This window comes from Flavobacterium supellecticarium (assembly GCF_004801375.1).
Lineage (GTDB): Bacteria > Bacteroidota > Bacteroidia > Flavobacteriales > Flavobacteriaceae > Flavobacterium > Flavobacterium supellecticarium.
The window spans coordinates 22,031-40,787 of sequence record NZ_SSNZ01000006.1; the positions used below are offsets into that span (position 1 = coordinate 22,031).

The 18,757-nt window shown below is 40.4% G+C and carries 19 protein-coding genes; 6 read left to right on the top strand and 13 right to left on the bottom strand.

Annotation, left to right across the window (positions count from 1 at the left end):
• Positions 1-147 precede the first annotated feature (147 nt).
• From E6C50_RS12690 to E6C50_RS12700, 3 genes are read left to right on the top strand one after another with little or no spacing between them, the layout of a single operon-like run.
• Positions 148-1,665: a helicase HerA-like domain-containing protein gene (locus E6C50_RS12690; RefSeq protein WP_136403603.1), complete on the top strand. Its 1,518-nt coding sequence runs from the start codon at positions 148-150 to the stop codon at positions 1,663-1,665.
• 3 nt (positions 1,666-1,668) lie between these two features.
• A complete protein-coding gene (locus tag E6C50_RS12695; RefSeq protein WP_136403604.1) occupies positions 1,669-2,037 on the top strand; it encodes a DMT family protein in 369 nt (122 codons plus the stop codon).
• Between the two features lie 6 nt (positions 2,038-2,043).
• Positions 2,044-2,406, top strand: coding sequence for a cupin domain-containing protein (locus E6C50_RS12700; protein WP_136403605.1), 363 nt, complete (start codon positions 2,044-2,046; stop codon positions 2,404-2,406).
• A gap of 130 nt (positions 2,407-2,536) precedes the next feature.
• Here the strand turns inward: E6C50_RS12700 and E6C50_RS12705 are convergent, their stop codons facing one another.
• Positions 2,537-3,883 carry an FAD-dependent oxidoreductase gene (locus tag E6C50_RS12705; RefSeq protein ID WP_136403606.1) on the bottom strand — a complete coding sequence of 449 codons (1,347 nt, stop codon included), beginning with the start codon at positions 3,881-3,883 and terminating at the stop codon, positions 2,537-2,539.
• 221 nt (positions 3,884-4,104) lie between these two features.
• Between E6C50_RS12705 and E6C50_RS12710 the strand changes: the two genes are divergently transcribed.
• Entirely contained in the window at positions 4,105-4,263 is a 159-nt protein-coding gene (locus E6C50_RS12710) for a lmo0937 family membrane protein (protein WP_136403607.1), read from the top strand.
• 29 nt (positions 4,264-4,292) lie between these two features.
• Here the strand turns inward: E6C50_RS12710 and E6C50_RS12715 are convergent, their stop codons facing one another.
• Together E6C50_RS12715 and kynU are read right to left on the bottom strand one after the other, a co-directional pair.
• A complete protein-coding gene (locus E6C50_RS12715; RefSeq protein WP_136403608.1) occupies positions 4,293-5,375 on the bottom strand; it encodes an agmatinase family protein in 1,083 nt (360 codons plus the stop codon).
• Between the two features lie 121 nt (positions 5,376-5,496).
• A complete protein-coding gene (gene kynU, locus E6C50_RS12720; protein WP_136403609.1) occupies positions 5,497-6,780 on the bottom strand; it encodes a kynureninase in 1,284 nt (427 codons plus the stop codon).
• A 107-nt stretch (positions 6,781-6,887) separates the two neighbouring features.
• Here kynU and E6C50_RS12725 point away from each other — a divergent pair, with 107 nt between their 5' ends.
• Positions 6,888-7,619, top strand: a complete 732-nt coding sequence (locus E6C50_RS12725) for an SIMPL domain-containing protein (protein ID WP_136403610.1) — start codon at positions 6,888-6,890, stop codon at positions 7,617-7,619.
• Positions 7,620-7,675: 56 nt separating this feature from the next.
• Here the strand turns inward: E6C50_RS12725 and queA are convergent, their stop codons facing one another.
• From queA to E6C50_RS12775, 10 genes are all read right to left on the bottom strand, one after another.
• On the bottom strand, positions 7,676-8,725 hold the full coding sequence (queA, locus tag E6C50_RS12730; protein ID WP_136403611.1) for a tRNA preQ1(34) S-adenosylmethionine ribosyltransferase-isomerase QueA: 1,050 nt from the start codon (positions 8,723-8,725) through the stop codon (positions 7,676-7,678).
• An 87-nt stretch (positions 8,726-8,812) separates the two neighbouring features.
• On the bottom strand, positions 8,813-10,045 hold the full coding sequence (locus E6C50_RS12735; RefSeq protein ID WP_136403612.1) for a 3-phosphoshikimate 1-carboxyvinyltransferase: 1,233 nt from the start codon (positions 10,043-10,045) through the stop codon (positions 8,813-8,815).
• A gap of 28 nt (positions 10,046-10,073) precedes the next feature.
• Positions 10,074-10,400: a nucleotide pyrophosphohydrolase gene (locus E6C50_RS12740; RefSeq protein ID WP_136403613.1), complete on the bottom strand. Its 327-nt coding sequence runs from the start codon at positions 10,398-10,400 to the stop codon at positions 10,074-10,076.
• 37 nt (positions 10,401-10,437) lie between these two features.
• Entirely contained in the window at positions 10,438-10,890 is a 453-nt protein-coding gene (dtd, locus tag E6C50_RS12745; protein WP_136403614.1) for a D-aminoacyl-tRNA deacylase, read from the bottom strand.
• On the bottom strand, positions 10,887-11,855 hold the full coding sequence (gene rsgA, locus E6C50_RS12750) for a ribosome small subunit-dependent GTPase A (protein WP_136403615.1): 969 nt from the start codon (positions 11,853-11,855) through the stop codon (positions 10,887-10,889). The genes dtd and rsgA overlap by 4 nt, the downstream gene beginning before the upstream one ends.
• Positions 11,856-11,924: 69 nt before the next feature.
• Entirely contained in the window at positions 11,925-13,577 is a 1,653-nt protein-coding gene (locus tag E6C50_RS18115) for a hypothetical protein (RefSeq protein ID WP_136403616.1), read from the bottom strand.
• 53 nt (positions 13,578-13,630) lie between these two features.
• On the bottom strand, positions 13,631-14,713 hold the full coding sequence (locus E6C50_RS12760; RefSeq protein WP_136403617.1) for a bifunctional 3-deoxy-7-phosphoheptulonate synthase/chorismate mutase type II: 1,083 nt from the start codon (positions 14,711-14,713) through the stop codon (positions 13,631-13,633).
• Positions 14,703-15,590, bottom strand: coding sequence for a prephenate dehydrogenase (locus E6C50_RS12765; RefSeq protein ID WP_136403618.1), 888 nt, complete (start codon positions 15,588-15,590; stop codon positions 14,703-14,705). Before E6C50_RS12765 ends, E6C50_RS12760 begins: the two co-directional genes overlap by 11 nt.
• Positions 15,591-16,739, bottom strand: a complete 1,149-nt coding sequence (locus tag E6C50_RS12770; RefSeq protein ID WP_136403619.1) for a pyridoxal phosphate-dependent aminotransferase — start codon at positions 16,737-16,739, stop codon at positions 15,591-15,593.
• The gene (locus E6C50_RS12775; protein ID WP_136403620.1) at positions 16,736-17,563 is read right to left on the bottom strand and encodes a prephenate dehydratase; all 828 of its coding nucleotides are present in this window, start codon (positions 17,561-17,563) and stop codon (positions 16,736-16,738) included. The genes E6C50_RS12770 and E6C50_RS12775 overlap by 4 nt, the downstream gene beginning before the upstream one ends.
• 291 nt (positions 17,564-17,854) lie before the next feature.
• Here E6C50_RS12775 and gldA point away from each other — a divergent pair, with 291 nt between their 5' ends.
• Positions 17,855-18,757 (top strand): gliding motility-associated ABC transporter ATP-binding subunit GldA, encoded by a 903-nt coding sequence (gene gldA / locus E6C50_RS12780; protein WP_136403621.1) that lies wholly within the window; start codon positions 17,855-17,857, stop codon positions 18,755-18,757.

An 18,757-nucleotide genomic window follows, 5' to 3' on the forward strand; every position in this document is an offset into this window, starting at 1 on the left:
GTTACTATTATTCTTTCAGTATTGTTATCTTTTACTGTTTTTTTATAATAAAGCCGTAATTTCATCATCATAAAGCCATAAACAGGAACAAAATGGTTTTGTATATTTGTAATAAGTCAATTTCGTAATACTATTGCTACAATCAACATGACAGCTACTAAATTTTCAGAATCCATACGTACAGGATACGACTGTAAAGGAGAACATATCATACTGGGAGGCGCCCTTTTAAACGGTGAAGCCGTTCCGGATACACTGATAAAAATCCCGTTAAAAACCATCAACCGCCACGGATTAATAGCCGGTGCTACCGGAACCGGAAAAACCAAGACCATACAGGTACTTTCCGAACAATTATCTCAAAACGGAATTCCCGTAGTAATGATGGATATCAAAGGTGACTTTAGTGGTATCGCTATGCCCGGCGAAGTAAAACCTTTTATTACCGAACGCCATGAAAAAATGGGCATTCCTTACGAAACCAAAGCGTTTCCGGTAGAATTGCTCACCTTATCCAAACAAGACGGTGTTCGTTTACGGGCAACGGTTTCCGAATTCGGGCCAGTACTATTCTCCCGCATTCTGGATTTAAACGATACCCAAAGCGGTGTGGTTTCCGTTATTTTTAAATATTGTGATGATCATCAGATACCGTTATTGGATCTGAAAGACTTTAAAAAGTTGCTGCAATATGCTACTGAGGAAGGGAAAGCCGAATTCGAAAAAGAATACGGTCGGATTTCAACGGCATCTACCGGTTCCATTTTACGAAAAATCATCGAATTGGAACAACAAGGTGCCGATATTTTCTTTGGAGAATTGTCGTTTGACATCAACGATCTGATGCGTATCGACAGCAACGGAAACGGCTATATCAATATCATCCGACTTACCGATATACAAGACAAGCCCAAACTTTTTTCTACTTTTATGCTTTGTCTGTTAGCCGAAATCTACAGTCAGATGCCGGAACAAGGCGATAGCGGGCGTCCGGAGCTTGTTATTTTTATTGACGAAGCCCACCTGATATTCGATCAGGCCAGTAAAGCCTTATTGGATCAGATCGAAACCATCGTAAAACTAATCCGTTCCAAAGGAATTGGTATTTACTTTATCACCCAAAATCCGACCGATGTTCCGAATGGTGTTTTGGCACAATTGGGTCTTAAAATACAACACGCATTACGCGCTTTTACCGCCAACGACCGTAAAGCGATTAAAATGACAGCTGAAAACTATCCGCTTTCCGAGTTTTACAAAACCGACGAAGTAATCACACAATTGGGAATTGGTGAAGCTTTGGTCACCGCATTAAACGAAAAAGGAATTCCGACACCTTTGGCCGCTTGTATGATGCGCGCACCCATGAGTCGTATGGACATTCTGACCCAAAGCGAGATAGATACGATCAACAACAATTCGAAGCTGGTTAAAAAATACCAGGAAACAATCGATCGCGAAAGCGCCTACGAAATCCTGAACAAAAAAATAGAAACCGCTCAGGAAGCCGCTGCTCAGGAACAACAACGCAAGACCGAAGCAAAAGAAACACAGCGTTCTGCTCCACAAAAAAGTTCAGCTATGAACCCTATCGTAAAAGTACTAACGAGTGCGACTTTTATACGAGGTGCTTTTGGCATCCTTTCCAAAATACTCAACAAATAACACATGAAAGGTTATCTAACTATAGGATTACTAATCCTTTCCAATATTTTTATGACACTGGCCTGGTATGGTCATTTAAAATTTAAAGAATTAAAATGGTTTGAAAATGCCGGATTGATCACTATTGTATTGATCAGTTGGGGATTGGCGCTTTTTGAATATATGTTCCAGGTTCCAGCCAATAAAATTGGGTTTCAAGGCAATGGCGGACCGTTTAGTCTGATGCAGTTAAAAGTAATTCAGGAAGTCATCACTCTTGTTATATTCGTGATTTTCTCCCTACTCTTCTTTAAAAACGAAACCTTCCGCTGGAACCATGCCGTAGGTTTTTGCTTTCTGATTCTGGCCGTATATTTTATCTTTAAAAAATAACCGATTATGAAAAAATATCAAATCCAAAACACACCGTACATAGTTCCTACGACCGACGGCAAACATATTGAGGAACACCACGGCAAAATTGCCACCGGCAATACCGAAATTTCGATTGCCCGTATGATCGCACCACCACATTGGAGTGAGCCTTTCCAAACGCCAGAATTTGACGAATACACCTATATCATTACAGGCAAAAAACAATTTATTATCGAAGGTGATACGATTGTTCTGGAGGCCGGCCAATCGATCCGGATTCAAAAAAATGCCCGGATACAATATTCCAATCCGTTTGACGAGCCTTGTGAATACCTTTCGGTTTGTTTACCGGCTTTTACGATGGAAGCGGTACATCGTGAGGAGTAATAAAGCTACACCTGAGATTGTTTTACCTTCAACACCAAACTCACTTTAGAAACACCTGACAGGTTTTAAAAACCTGCCAGGTATAACAAATAAAAAAGGGTTACTCTAGAATAAAGTAACCCTTTTTATATTACGACTGTTGTAACAGTTCTAAAATTTTCTTTTCGACTTCTTCCGTTTCCCATTGGGTTTCGATACTCGGAATTTTCATGATCTCTTCCATTATGGCATTCTGATGATTACCAATTGCCAATGCTTCCGAATACGGTCGGTAGCTAAACGTTACCCGATCGTATAACGGCAACCATTTTTCCGGATGTTTTAACGCAAACCACTTTTCGATTTTCTTTTGGAGCAGGAATTTTTCATCGGCCGTTTTCGTACTCATTTCCATAAAATTACGGTACGACAATTCGGCAATCGCATCGGCATTAGGCTTACGAATTACCTGATATTCTTTAAAAATAGTCTCCCAATCATCTCCAAACTGCTCCATCAATCCGGCTAAACAGGTAATATCTTCAAAACCGGCATTCATCCCTTGTCCGTAAAACGGTACAATAGCATGCGCCGCATCACCGATTAACGCGACTTTATCGCCATACGTCCACGGATAGCATCGCATCGTTACCAACGAACTGGTTGGGTTTTTAAAGAAATCATTAACCAACTCCGGAATTACCTGTAAGGTATCCGGGAAATATTGCTGAAAGAACCCTTCCACTGCTTCCCTGTCGTGAAGCGCTTCAAAGGAATTTTCTCCTTCAAATGGCATAAATAAAGTACAGGTAAAACTTCCGTCCATATTCGGCAAAGCGATCAACATAAAAGCGCCACGCGGCCATATGTGAAACGAATTTTTATCGAGTTTATGGGTTCCGTCCGGATTGGCGGGTATATTTAATTCTTTATAACCGGTATCCAGAAAATCCTGTGAATAATCAAAACGGTTTTGGCGTTGCATTCGGTGACGTACTCTCGAAAAGGCACCATCGGCTCCGAAAACTTTATCGTATTTCAGTTCTTCCCAGGCCCCTTTTTCAGTTTCGCCGATATGAAGTGTCGCATCAGCCAGTGTTACATCCCAGATTTTCTTTTCAAAAAAGAACTCCACGCCGACTTCTTCAGCCAGTGTAAGCATCAAACGGTTTAATCCGCCTCTTGAAATCGAATAAATACTCTCTCCGTCGATTCCGTAAGGTTGATACGCCAGCTCTTTATCTACCAGATGTATCGCTCTTTTATCCATCGGAATAGCTACTTCCCGAATACGATCTCCTATTCCTGCGCCATCCAGTGCTTTCCAACCTCTGTGTGACATCGCCAAATTGATTGATCGGCCGGAAAAGGCTATTTTCCGAACATCCGGGCTTCTATCATAAACGTGAACAACATGTCCCGCTTTTCTCAGATATATTCCCAATAATGTCCCTACCAAGCCAGAGCCAACAATGGCTATACGTTGCTGCGTTTGCATGAAATCTGTTGTAAATAATTGGCGTAAAAATACTTAATAAATAAAGAACCACAGCCGTTTTATACTGATTTTATTATAATTTTCACTTTTACCGGAAACCCAAATTCCACCCTAGCACAAAATCCTTTAAAAAACAACAAGAACCTTAATTTTTTATTAAATTTTAAACATTTCCGAATAAATAGTATTATTTTTAAAAAACAACTTAAAAACTATTTATTATGAAAGATTTAGTCTGGTTAATTGTAGTTATCTTACTACTGGGATGGCTGGTTGGTTATTTCGGTTTTCGGGAAGCTGTTGGTAGTTTCATCCATATTTTATTAATACTGGCCGTTATTGGTATTTTATACCGATTAGCGACCGGCAAAAAACTATAAAAACAAAAAATCCCCGAATGGGGATTTTTTTATCGGTTGAATTTTATTTTTTGTCCGACGTTTCGTTTTTGCGATTTAGCCAGAACACCACACATATGAAACAACATTCTTGCTCCGACATTTCCGTCCCAGTCATCATCACCCGGAGCAACTTCCACCAGGTCAAAACCAATGATTTCTTTATTGGTTTCCGCCAATCGGCTTAACAAATAAGCTGCCTGCTCAAACGAGAATCCTCCCGGTACCGGTGTTCCTGTATTTGGGCAATACCATGGATACATCCCGTCGATATCAAAGGAAATACACACTTTTTCCGGCAAGGATGCAATGATATCATCACATTGTTGCGCCCAGGTTTTCCCTTCAAACGTTTCCGCTTTCAAGTCCATATCGGTGTGTACCAATACGCGGTTTCCTTCTTTTTGAGCCACTTCCACTTCCTGTTCACAGAAATCACGGATTCCAACCTGAACAATTTTAGAAACCTGCGGAATTTGTAAGGTATTATACATAATCGAAGCATGCGAATACGTAAACCCTTCGTAGGCAATTCGCAAATCCATATGCGCATCCAAATGTAAAATACCAAAGCTTTCGTGTTGTGATGCCAACGCTTCATAGTATCCTAACGGCGTACTATGATCACCGCCAAGTAAAACCACTTTCTTACCTTGTTTCATCCAATGTAAAACACGGTCTTTCACTTCGTTTTTCAGATCTTTACACACTTTATTAATCTTATCCAGATCCGATTGTAAAGCCGGAAATGTTGCAACATCTTCACCTGCTTCCAATGCTTCGATAATCGGTTGCGCCAGACTTTTATATTTTGCGGAATTCGTCGCCCAGTGTTCCGGCGCTTCATCCATATATATTCCTAATTTCCACAATTCCGGAAACTCCTGATGTTGTAAATCCACCTGAAAAGAAGCATCTAAAATGGCATTCGGTCCTTCAGAAGTTCCCGCTCCATAGCTCACGGTAACTTCCCACGGCACCGGTACAATTATAATCTCACTTTCTTCGGCAGTAAAGGGTAATCCAAATACACTTGCATCGGCCAATCCCGGTTGTGACGGATCAAAACTTTCTATTTTTTGCTGTTTGTTCATTTTACTTTTTATAATGGTACGTTTACAACTAATGTATACAAAGATAGTAGCATTAGTAGAATTCCGAAAAAAATGTTTCCAAAAAAAGACCAGAGATTTCCGGTCTTTTTAGATTTTATAGCTATTTGCTTTTATTCAAAATTCCTTCGCGTAAAATCTGTCCGAATTCATACATATCTTCAAACGAACAATAGAACGGTACCGGAGCCAAACGGATCACATTGGGTTCCCGCCAGTCGGTTATTACGCCGTTTTTCATCAGATAATCAAAAAGCGTTCTTCCTTCGCCATGTAAAAACACCGACAACTGACACGCTCTTTGCGTCGGATCGGAAGGTGTGATTACCTCGAATTCACTTTCCACTTCTTTATCCACTTCCTGAAGAATAAACTCCAAATAAGCCGTTAGTAAATCTCTTTTTTCGATTAGCTTATCCATTCCTACTTCGGCAAACATTTCAACAGATGCCAAATACGGCGCCAACGATAGTACTGGTAAGTTACTAATTTGCCATCCATCAGCACCGCGAACCGGATCGAATTGCGGCTCCATTTTAAAACGGCGCTCTTTATTATGTCCCCACCATCCGGCAAAACGCGGCAAACTCGTATCGTTATGATGCATTTCGTGGATAAAACAACCGGAAGCATTTCCCGGTCCTGAGTTCATATATTTATAACTACACCAAGCCGCAAAATCGACATTCCAATCGTGTAATTGTAATTTGATATTTCCGGCTGCGTGCGCCAAATCCCAGCCTACATACGCGCCATATTTATGCCCCGCTTCGGTAATCGTTTTCATATCAAAAACCTGTCCGGTGTAATAATTCACACCGCCAATCAACACCAAAGCCAACTCATCACCTACCTCATCGATTTTGGCCAACACATCTTCCAGACGGATATTGTGTTCGCCTTCTCTGCGTTTGATTTCCACAATGGTATCTTTTGGATCCAAGCCATGAAAATGCACCTGACTTTGGAACATGTATTGATCACTTGGAAATGCTTTTTCTTCGCAAATGATTTTATATTTTTTAGCTGTCGGACGATAAAACGTCACCATCAACAAATGCAGATTCACTGTTAGGGTATTCATTACCGTCACCTCGCTTGGTTTGGCACCCACCACCGTACTTAAAGGCGCTGCAAAACGTTCGTGGTAATCCCACCACGGTTTGTCAGCATAAAAATGACCTTCTACCGCCAGATTTCCCCAATCGTCCATGATCTCATCCACATAGGCTTTGGTTCTTTTTGGCTGTAATCCTAAAGAATTACCGGTAAAATAAATCACCTGTTTTCCATTTACCTTCGGAAAAATAAATTCGCTTCGATACTTTGCCAATACATCTTTTTCATCCAGCTGTCTCGCAAATTCACGTGTATTTTGAAATGTCATTGTTTATTATTTTGGTTTCGCGTAAAAATAAGAAAAAATAAATTTTTGCGTTTGTTATTACAATACAGATATTTCATACATTTATAACAATTAAATATTTTTTAGTGATGAAAAACAATGTTAATTCCCTAATCATAGGAATAGCGGTTGTTCTGGCAGCGTTCCTGTTTTCCAACGCCTTTAAAAACAGAAACCAAAGCAACGACACCATTAGTGTAACCGGGCTTGGCAAAAAAGATTTTGTATCGGATCTGATTGTATGGAGCAGTTCTTTTTCCAAAAAGAATATGAACCTGAAAGAGGCTTATGCCGCACTCGACAAAGATCGCGAGATCATTAAATCGTATCTGATTTCAAAAGGAATTCCGGAAAGTAATATTGTTTTTTCGGCGGTTAACATCAATAAGGATTTCGAATACAGCTATGATAGCAACGGTAATACGCGCCAACAAATCTTCACCGGTTTTTCACTTTCCCAAAATGTACAAATCGAAAGTAAGGAAGTCGATAAAGTGGAAGGTATTTCCCGCGAGGTAACCGAATTGATCAACTCAGGCGTGGAATTGTATTCCAATCCACCGGAATATTATTACACCAAACTGGCAGAACTAAAACTAGAAATGATTGCCGAGGCGACCAAAGATGCCAATGCCCGGGCACAGAAAATCGCCGAAAATGCCGATGCCAAACTGGGCAATCTGAAAAAATCGGATATGGGTGTTTTCCAAATCATTGCACAAAACTCATCGGAAGAATACTCCTGGGGCGGTTCGTTTAATACGGCTTCTAAAAAGAAAACCGCTAATATTACCATGAAATTGGTATATCAGGTTCGATAGTTCCTATAAAGTCATAAAAAAAGCGTTCCGAGGAACGCTTTTTTTATGGTATTACCTTACAGGATTAACATCGCATCACCGTAAGAATAGAATTTGTATTTTTCTTTAACCGCCTCTTCATAGGCTTTTTTCATTAAATCGTGACCACAGAAAGCCGAGATCATCATTAATAAAGTTGATTTTGGTGTATGGAAATTGGTAATCATACAATCGGCTACGCTAAAGTCGTAAGGAGGGAAAATAAATTTATTGGTCCATCCTTCGTACGGGTTTAATGTTTTGGCCGACGAAACCGAACTTTCCATCGCACGCATGGTGGTTGTTCCAACCGCACATACTTTTTTCTTGTTCGTTTTTGCTTTGTTTACAATCTCACACGCTTCTTCGGTAATACGCAATTCTTCCGAATCCATTTTGTGTTTCGACAAATCTTCCACCTCAACTGGGTTAAAAGTTCCCAAACCTACGTGTAATGTAATTTCGGCAAAATTAATTCCTTTGATTTCCAAACGCTTCATCAAATGTTTAGAGAAGTGCAATCCAGCCGTTGGAGCCGCTACAGCACCTTCTTCTTTCGCATAGATCGTTTGGTAACGTTCCGCATCTTCCGGCGTTACGGCACGGTTGATGTATTTCGGAATTGGTGTTTCCCCTAATTCCAGCAATTTTGCTCTGAACTCCTCGTAAGAACCGTCGTAAAGGAAACGAAGTGTTCTTCCTCTGGAAGTAGTATTATCGATAACTTCCGCTACTAACGAATCGTCATCGCCGAAATATAATTTATTACCTATACGGATTTTACGAGCCGGATCTACCAATACATCCCACAAACGTTGTTCCGCATTTAATTCTCGTAACAAAAACACCTCAATTCTCGCTCCTGTTTTTTCTTTATTTCCATACAGACGAGCCGGAAAAACCTTGGTATTATTCAGCACCATTACATCACCTTCTTCAAAATAATCCAGGATATCTTTAAAAAGTTTATGCTCGATGGTCTGCGTTTTTCTGTTGACAACCATCAAACGCGCTTCGTCTCTGTTTTCGGCAGGAAACTCTGCAAGCAATTCAGCCGGCAAATTGAAATTAAAATGAGATAACTTCATTGTACAAATTTTAAATTGAGTGCAAATATACTATCGCGAGACAGGGGTTGTCAAGTGTTTTAAGTTTTATTTTTTAAAACCCTTATTTTACAGCACTTGTTCCGCTATCCGGAAACCAGTTTTACGAAGATCGTCCCAAAAACCGGGGTAGGATTTAGAAACCACTTCGGCCTCACTAATGATTAATGATGTTTTTAATGCCAATGGTGCAAAAGCCATCGCCATCCGATGATCCTGATAGGTTTGTATTACCACATCCGACTTTATTGTTTCGGATGCTTCCAAAGTCAGACTATCGTCGGTTACCGTGATCACGGCTCCGAGTTTGGTCAGTTCGTTTTGCAAAGCCACCAGACGGTCGGTTTCTTTTATTTTGAGCGTATGCAATCCGGTAAGACGACACGCTTTATGGAGTCCGAAACTGGTTACTGCTATGGTTTGCGCGATATCCGGTGTATTCTTCAAATCGAATGTCACAGCTCCTGAATGAGAAACTTCTATTTTTCGTAAGGTAACCGTATTGCCTTCAAAAATGGATTCCACACCAAAATGACGGTAAATTGCCACTAAATCGCTATCGCCCTGAAAGCTGTTTTCCTTATAACTGGACAGGGTGATTTCTGTTCCGACCTTCGCCATTGCTACTATGGAATAGTAATAGGATGCCGAACTCCAATCGCTTTCCACTGTACTTATTTGCGGTGCAATTTCTTTTTTTGGCTGAACCGTGATACGATTACCTTCAAAAGTTGTTTCAATTCCTATTTCCTGTAATAGCGACAAAGTCATTTGGATATACGGAATGGATGTTAGTTCACCTTCCAGAGTCAACTCCAAACCCTTTTCAAGACGTGGTGCGACTAAAAGCAAAGCCGAAATATACTGACTGCTTACATTCGTTTTCAGACTTACTTTCGATTCTGTCAATTTTTTTCCGGAGATTCGAATGGGCGGATAGCCTTCGTTTTTTTCGTAGGCTATAACAGCTCCCAATTGCCGTAAGGCATCAACCAAAATGGAAATGGGTCTTTCCTGCATACGCGATGATCCGGTGAGTATGATTTCACGACCTTCCTGAATTGCGAAAAAGGCAGTCAGGAAACGCATGGCCGTACCGGCATGATGAATATCAACCACGGACTCCTCCGACTGTAGCGCTTTGGTCATCATCAAACTGTCATCTGAATTGGACAGATTGTTCAATTTCAGATTCGGATACAGTGCCTGAAGCAATAACAACCGATTGGTTTCGCTTTTGGAACCTGTAATGGCAATTTGGGATTTGAGGTTTACGTCTGATAGTCGGAGTTGTAGATCCATAATTTTATAGCGCTATAAGGCGTTGTATTTATTTTAATTTTTCGTTGTTGTGATGGCGGTCGTGATCCCTTTTGGTTTTCAGATCCATTTTCTTATCGAACGCCGCTTGCAGATCCACACCCGTTTGGTTGGCCAGACATAAAACCACAAACACCACATCGGCCAGTTCTTCGCCCAGATCTTTGTTTTTATCACTTTCCTTTTCGGATTGCTCGCCATAACGACGTGAAATGATTCGTGCCACTTCGCCTACTTCTTCGGTTAACTGCGCCATATTGGTCAGTTCGTTAAAATAGCGAACCCCATGGTTTTTAATCCAGTTATCTACGTCCAGTTGTGCGTTTTTTAAGTCCATTTTTATGCTTTTTTAAGTATTCTTTTCTCTTTACTCTTTACTCTTTATTTTTCGTATCGATTACAATCGTCACCGGTCCGTCATTAAGCAATCGCACTTTCATATCGGCTCCGAATTGGCCGGTTTGAACCGGTTTCCCTAATTCCATTTCCATTTGTTTTACGAATGTTTCGTATAACGGTATCGCCACATCTGGTTTGGACGCTTTGATATAGGAAGGTCGGTTTCCTTTTTTGGTTTGGGCGTGTAGTGTAAACTGACTTACCACTATGATGTCTCCATTGGTATCTTTTAACGACAGGTTCATCACCTCGTTTTCATCGCCAAATATGCGAAGGTTGGCAATTTTAGCCGTTAGCCAGGCACTATCTTCCTGCGTATCAGCATCTTCGATTCCAATCAACACCAATAAACCGTTACCGATTTCGGCTACAATTTTCCCGTCGATGGTAACAGAAGCTTCCGTTACCCGTTGTATGACTGCTTTCATTCGGTATCCTGTGCTTTTCCTTCTCCGTAGATATCGGTTCGGTAGTTTTCATCTTCCCCTTCTAAAATCTGGATATAGCTTTTATAGCGCGACCAGGCGATTTCATCATTTTCCAACGCCTCTTTAACGGCACAATGCGGTTCTTCCTTATGCAGGCAATTATTAAATTTACACTGATCTTTTAAAGCAAAAAATTCCGGAAAATAATCTCCGATTTCCTGTTTTTCCATATCGACAATTCCAAAACCGCGGATACCCGGCGTATCGATAATTCGGGCGCCAAACGAAAGATCGAACATCTCGGCAAACGTCGTGGTGTGTTGTCCTTGTTGGTGTTGATCGGATATTGCTTTTGTTTTAAGGTTTAACGACGGTTCCAGCGCATTGACCAAAGTGGATTTTCCTACACCGGAATGTCCCGAAAACATAGATACCTTGTCTTTCATCATGGTCTTTAACTCGTCAATTCCTTTCCCTTCGGCTGCCGAAACACGCAGGCATTTATAACCTATATTGGAGTAGACATATTGCAGGTAAAGCTGCTCGTCGAGCGTCGCTTCATCGTAGGTGTCGATTTTATTAAAAATCAAAACCGCTTCAATACCATAGGCTTCGGCCGTAACCAGGAAACGGTCAATAAAACTCGTTGTGGTTGGCGGATTGTTAATCGTAACCAAAAGAAATACGATATCGATATTGGAAGCGATAATATGGGTTTGCTTGGACAAATTCACCGATTTGCGAACGATATAGTTTTTACGGTCGTGGATGTTGTGAATAATCCCCGCCACTTCGTCTGTGGACTGATCCAATTCAAAATCGACCACATCACCAACGGCAATAGGATTGGTACTCTTAATGCCTTTCATTCGGAATTTTCCTTTTATACGGCATTCAAAAACCTGATTGTCTTCGGTTTTAACACTGTACCAACTTCCTGTAGATTTATAAACGATTCCTGTCATACCGCAAAGATAACTATCTTATTATTACAAAAAAAGGTTGCTTTTGAGGGCAACCTTTTCTGATTTTAATTATTGTAAAACCATTCGACCTAATTTGTCCTGCGATTTTCGGGACGCATAGATCAGGAATTCCTTTTCATTTTTTCTGTAAAAAATACCCGGACGGATTACCAATTCATTTTTGATGGCTTCTTCCGGATCTTTTCTGGTGATCACACCGCTATCGCTAAACATAAAGATTGTCGGAACTGCATTGTTGTAATTCCCCAATGATTTAATCTCTTCGATATCGGTAATTCCTTTGTTCTTTTTATTATCGTTAAAAAGAATGCTCAACTGACCGTCTTTGTAAATCGGAATAGCACTTAGGTATTCTGGTCCTTTCCCCATAACGCCTAACGGAAATGACAATCCAAGTGCCACGTTAAAGTTTCCGGAACCGCCCAATCCTGCAAAAATATTAAGTGACGCCACGGTAACGGTTGCCGCCTGTTCTTTTGCTACCACATTACTCCAATCCAACGATCCGTCTGGTTTTAATGCCATCACGATCATTTCGTTTGTGGTATAAGTAATGGGTTGTACGCCTAACGGACCAATCCCTTGTCGTTGTCCTACATAAATAAAACGGTATTCTGAGATAACAATAAGTCCGCCGTCATTTTTCTCGATGATCGAGTGAATCATATATAGCGGCTTTAGATCTTTCCCTTTTTTCGCACGACGCTCACCCAATAATTTCACTTTGGTTGCATAGTCAAACTCATTAAATTTTAGGTTGTCATTGGTATTGTTGTCCAGATTAATCGTAGCGTTATAAACACCTTTAAGCTCTTTGTTTGCTTTTCCGTTGTCTCTTACGCTTGAATAAAACCCAACCAATTGTACCGTATTTTTACTGGTAGAAATCATTTTACAATTGATAATTTCTTTTCCGGTAAAGTTGATATCCACTACTTCTTTTTTATAACCGTTTTGGTTTTTAAATGCGAATACCTGGAATTTTTCTACTTTTTCCTTTTTCTTTTTATCGCGGTAGCTTTCGTTGATCACTAAAAACACATCGTCTTTTGTATTGATATCGAAATCGGAAATTGTAAACTCATAATCTTTTTGATCGTCGTTATAGCTTACCTTTTCAATATTGGAGAAAACCGTTTTTAAATTCGGATCAAACATCTTCAATTCATACTTCAAGGCATCTTCTTTTTCGTAAAGCGCCGTGTGCATGGCAAGCAACATATGCTCATCCGGCGATACTTTGAAATAAAAACCACCTCTGTCGGAACTTTTTGCCACTTCGGCCTCGAACATGGTTGTCATGTTCTTGCTTAATTTTCCATCTTCGGAATATTCAATTCCCACCAATGTAAAGATTTTGTCTTTTCTATGGTACACACTTCCAATCACATATAGCTTACCGTTTAGAATAACGATCTCTTCAAAATCGATATCCTTGTCTTTTAACTCCGGTAGCAAAATTGGTTTGTTCGAAAGCAGTTTCATGCCGCTTGCATCGAAAATCTTTAGGAAATAATCGCTTTTCCCTTTTAATCCAAGTGCATAAATCTTGTTATTGGTCTCTCCAATAATTTTAATAATTTTCCCTTTCTCTTCGGTAATTTCTTCACCATAGGTAATGGAAACATTTTCCATTTTGTATTGTGAAAAAGCCGAAAAAGTTGTCATTAAGGTTACTACAAATAGTAATAGTTTTTTCATATAAGGCTTGTTAAAAAATTTCGCGATATTACGAAATTTTATGAATCAAGCCGTTAACTATTTATTATTTTCTCCTGATGCGCGATACTCTCCTGGTGAATGGCTTTAAACATCTTAAGGATAAACTCCTCACTTAGACCACGTTCTTCACCTTCCAAGACCATTTTTCCAAGAATTTCATTCCAGCGTTTGTTTTGCAATACCGCTACGTTGCGTTCTTTTTTTAACGCACCAATACTATCGGCAATCTTCATTCGCTTACCAAGGATATTTAAAAGTTTGCTGTCGATTTCATCAATCTGCGTACGCAATCCTTCCAATCGCTGGTTGTAATCGTCGGCTTCATCGGTTATTTTACGGATTCGTAAATCTTTAAAAATCTGTTTTAAGGCCGATGGTGTCACTTGTTGTGCGGCATCGCTCCACGCATTATCCGGGTCAATATGTGTTTCGATAATCAGTCCGTCGTAATTCAGATCGAGTGCTTGTTGGGACACTTCCAAAATCATATCGCGTTTTCCGGTGATATGCGACGGATCACAAATTAGCGGCAAATCCGGGAATTTGCTTTGCAACTCAATTGGCAACTGCCACTCCGGATTGTTTCGGTATTTTGTTTTTTCGTAGGTCGAAAATCCTCTGTGGATTACGCCTAATTTTTTGATATTGGCATTGTACAAACGTTCCACTCCTCCAAGCCATAACGCCAAATCGGGATTTACCGGATTTTTAACCAGTACGATTTTGTCGGTATCTTTTAACGCATCGGCAATTTCCTGAACGGCAAACGGGTTTACAGTCGTTCTGGCCCCAATCCACAACACATCTACATCGTGCTCCAAAGCCAGTTGCACATGATCCGCATTGGCAACCTCAACAGCCAGTAACAAACCGGTTTCCGCTTTGGCGCGTTGCAACCATTTTAGTCCAATGGCGCCTACGCCTTCGAAACCACCCGGACGCGTACGCGGTTTCCAGATTCCCGCTCTGAACACACTTACATCCGAATCCTTTAATTCGTGTGCTATTTTTAATACCTGTTCTTCTGTTTCGGCACTACATGGCCCGGCAATCACCAATGGGTGACTTAAATTGAAAGCGTCCAACCATGTTCTCATTGCAGCATTATTCTCCATAACTCAATTCTTTTTTTAAATGTATTCCTTTTAAAATTTCTTTTATTCTGTTTGTTTGTTCCATTTCGGCATAAACCGAATCATAATCATCTGTTTCCAGTAAGGTTTTAAAATGATTCAGGTTTTCAATATATTCGGACAGTGATTTTAACACCATCGTCTTGTTTTGCTCAAAAATAGGCGCCCACATAGCCGGGGAACTTTTTGCCAGTCGCACGGTACTTTCGAATCCGCTACCGGCCATATCAAAAATATCCCGTTCGTTTTGCTCTTCTGCTATAACGGTTTTCCCTAACATAAAAGAACTGATGTGCGACAAATGCGAAACGTAAGCAATGTGTTTGTCGTGTGCTTTCGGATCCATATAACGGATGCGCATCTTTATTTTTTTAAACAATTGCAGCGCTTTTTCCTGAATCCCAAAAGCTGTTTTTTCAATTTCGCAAATGATATTCGTTTTTCCTTCAAATAGCCCTTCAAAGGCTGCCGACGGTCCTGAAAACTCCGTACCCGCTATCGGATGCGTGGCTATAAAATTACGCCTTTTCGGATGGTTTTCAACGACTTTACAGATTTGTTCTTTTGTAGACCCTACGTCCAGCACGACGGTATTCTCATTTATCCGATCCAGCACTTCCGGCAAAACGTCAACCGCCTTATCAACCGGTATCGCCAACACCACCCAATCGGCTTCCGACACTTGTTTCCAGTCGGCCTGACGGTCGATGATGCCGCGTTCCAATGCTTCTTTAACATGGTTTTCATCAGTATCAATCCCAAAGAAAACCGCCTGTTCGTTCTGTTTTCGAAAGTCAAGTGCCAGCGATCCGCCTATCAGACCAAGGCCAATTATAAAAACTTTTTCTTCTCCCTCCATTTATTCAAATCGTTTTAGAATTTCTTTTATTTTTTCTTCCGGAAGACATAACGAAAAACGAATGTACCCTTCTCCATTACTTCCGAAAATCGTTCCGGGTGCTATAAACAGGTTTTTATCGTATAACAATTTGTCGACAAAAGCTTCCGCTGATTTTTCTTCCGGTGGCAGTTTCGCCCAGACAAACAATCCGACGCTATTGGTATCGAACGTGCAGTTTAATTTTCGCGCCAGTTTAAAAACAAGATTCCGTCTGGTTTGATACACTTCATTTAGTTTTGCAAACCAATCCGAATCACTTTTCAAAGCGGCGATGGCTCCTTTCTGAATACCGTAAAACATTCCGCTGTCCATATTGCTCTTCACTTTTAGCACCGCCTGAATTACCTCTTTTTTCCCCATTACCATTCCTACACGCCAACCGGCCATATTAAAGGTTTTACTCAGCGAATTCAGTTCCATCGCCACCTCCATCGCTCCGGGAATACTCAAAATAGATTCCGGATTCTCGTTTAGTATAAAACTATACGGATTGTCATTTACAATCAGAATCCGGTGTTTTTTGGCAAAGGCAATCAGTTTTTCAAACAACGTCCGGTTTCCGATAGCTCCGGTTGGCATATGCGGATAACTCACCCACATGAGTTTTACCCGTGAAAGGTCTTGTTTTTCCAGGGCTTCAAAATCGGGTTCCCAGTTTCGTTCGGCAGACAAATCATAGAAAACACTTTCGGCACCCACCAGATTCGCAACCGACGCATAGGTCGGATAACCCGGATTTGGGATCAGCACACCGTCACCTTCATTTAGAAAAGCCATAGCAATGTGTAGAATTCCTTCTTTGGATCCCATTAACGGCAATATTTCCGAATCCGGATTTAGGTTTACTTTAAAATGAGTTGCATAAAAACCGGCCATCGCCTGACGGAGTTCGGGAAGCCCCTGATAACTCTGATATTGGTGCGCAGCTGGTTGCGACATGGCTTCCTGTACTGCTTCCATTACCGCAGTTGCCGGTGCCAGATCCGGACTACCAATTCCCATATTGATCACTGGTTTTCCTTTGGCTTGCAACTCCCGTACTTCCCGCAGTTTTTGCGAGAAATAGTATTCCTGAACCTGATCTAATCTTTTTGCTGTTGTAATCATACTACTCCTTTTTTATATTCTCCTAAAACCTTAAATTCTTTCGTCATTTGCTGCAAAGTAGTTCTGGCGTTTTCATAATCGGCATACTTGTCGAATGTGATATCGATAAAGAAAGAATACTGCCAGGGTTTTTCGATAATCGGCATCGACTGTATTTTGGTAAGGTTCAACCTGTACTCATTCATAACATTCAGAATTCCGGCCAGACTTCCCTGCATATCTTCCAATTCAAACTTCAACGAAACCTTATCAATATCCGGTTTCGGAATAACCGAATTTTGTGCTTTTACAATCACAAAACGGGTTTTATTACTGGTTATCGTATGGATATTTTCGGCCAATACGGAAAGTTCATACATCTCGGAAGCCACTTTACTGGCCACTGCTCCGATTCCGGAGAGTTCTTTATCGCGGATTCTTCGCGCTGTTTCGGCGGTATCAGCATCTTCCACCAGTCGGATATGCGGATAACGGCTAAAAAACTTTTTACATTGCAATAACGCCATCGGATGGGAATGTACTTCCCGGATATCTTCGATCGTTTGTCCCGGCAACGCCATCAGATTCATCCGGATATCCAGATAATGCTCCCCGATAATGTGCAGTTTATTAAAATCAATAAGTGCATAATTCGGAATAATCGATCCGGCAATCGAATTTTCCAATGCCATGATTCCCAGATTGCGATCGTCGTCGAGTACATTTTTCACCAATTCGTCGAACGACATACATTCGATAAGGTTTTTACTTTCGTTAAAGTATTCTTTCGCTACCTGATGGTGGAATGAACCTTTGATTCCCTGTATTGCAATTTTCCTTTCCATAAGCCAAAAAAAAATCCCGATGGAAAACATCGGGATTGTATTATAGTGTTATAATTCTTTCGTATACATCGATCAAATAACCATATGACAATCCCTTTCTTCTTTCCAGAAAAAATAAAAGAAATTGTTATAATAAAAAGTGTTACTTGAATTCATGGTTTTTCGCCATTGTATTTGAATGACAAAATTAGAAAAAAAATATTTTCCCCGATCCGATTTTTAAAAAATTTATGATTTTTAAAATAATCAGCATTAATTTCTTCTTATTTTTGCTCCAAATCAGGTATTAGTATGTCTATTGAAGTTTTAAAAATATCCAAGAATTACGGCGAACAAAAAGCATTGGATTCGGTTACATTTTCGATAAAAAAGGGAGAGATTGTAGGCTTCCTTGGGCCGAATGGTGCCGGAAAATCAACCTTAATGAAAATACTGACCACTTTTTTGGATGCCGATGAAGGTACGGCCACTGTTAACGGTCATGATGTTACAACAGCACCAAAAGCTGTTCAGAAATCGGTTGGCTATCTTCCGGAACACAATCCTTTATATCTGGATCTATACGTTCGCGAATACCTGGCTTTTAATGCCGATGTATATAAAGTAGCGAAATCCCGTATCGACGAAGTGATTGCGCTTACCGGATTAACACCGGAAAGTCATAAAAAGATAGGAGCACTTTCCAAAGGATACCGTCAACGTGTTGGACTGGCCACGGCTTTATTGCACGATCCGGAAGTATTGATTCTCGACGAACCTACCACAGGACTTGACCCGAATCAGTTGGTTGAGATCCGTGAGTTGATCAAAAATATCGGAAAAAACAAAACCGTTTTTCTTTCGACGCATATTATGCAGGAAGTAGAAGCGATTTGTGATCGTGTGATCATCATAAACAATGGTAAAATCGTAACCGATAAAAAACTGGATAGCCTGATGAATGAAGATAACGAACAGGTTATTGAAGTAGAATTTGACTATCAGATTGAAGCCCAATTAATCGCTACAATTCCAAACCTGCAATCGCATCGAAATGTTCACGATACCATTTGGGAACTTACTTTTACAACGGAAAAAGACATGCGTCCGGCCGTTTTTGATTTTGCACAGGAAAATGGCTTAAAAACCTTACAGCTAAATCTGAAAAACAAAAATCTGGAAGCCGTATTCCGCGAAATGACGCAGAAAAAATAA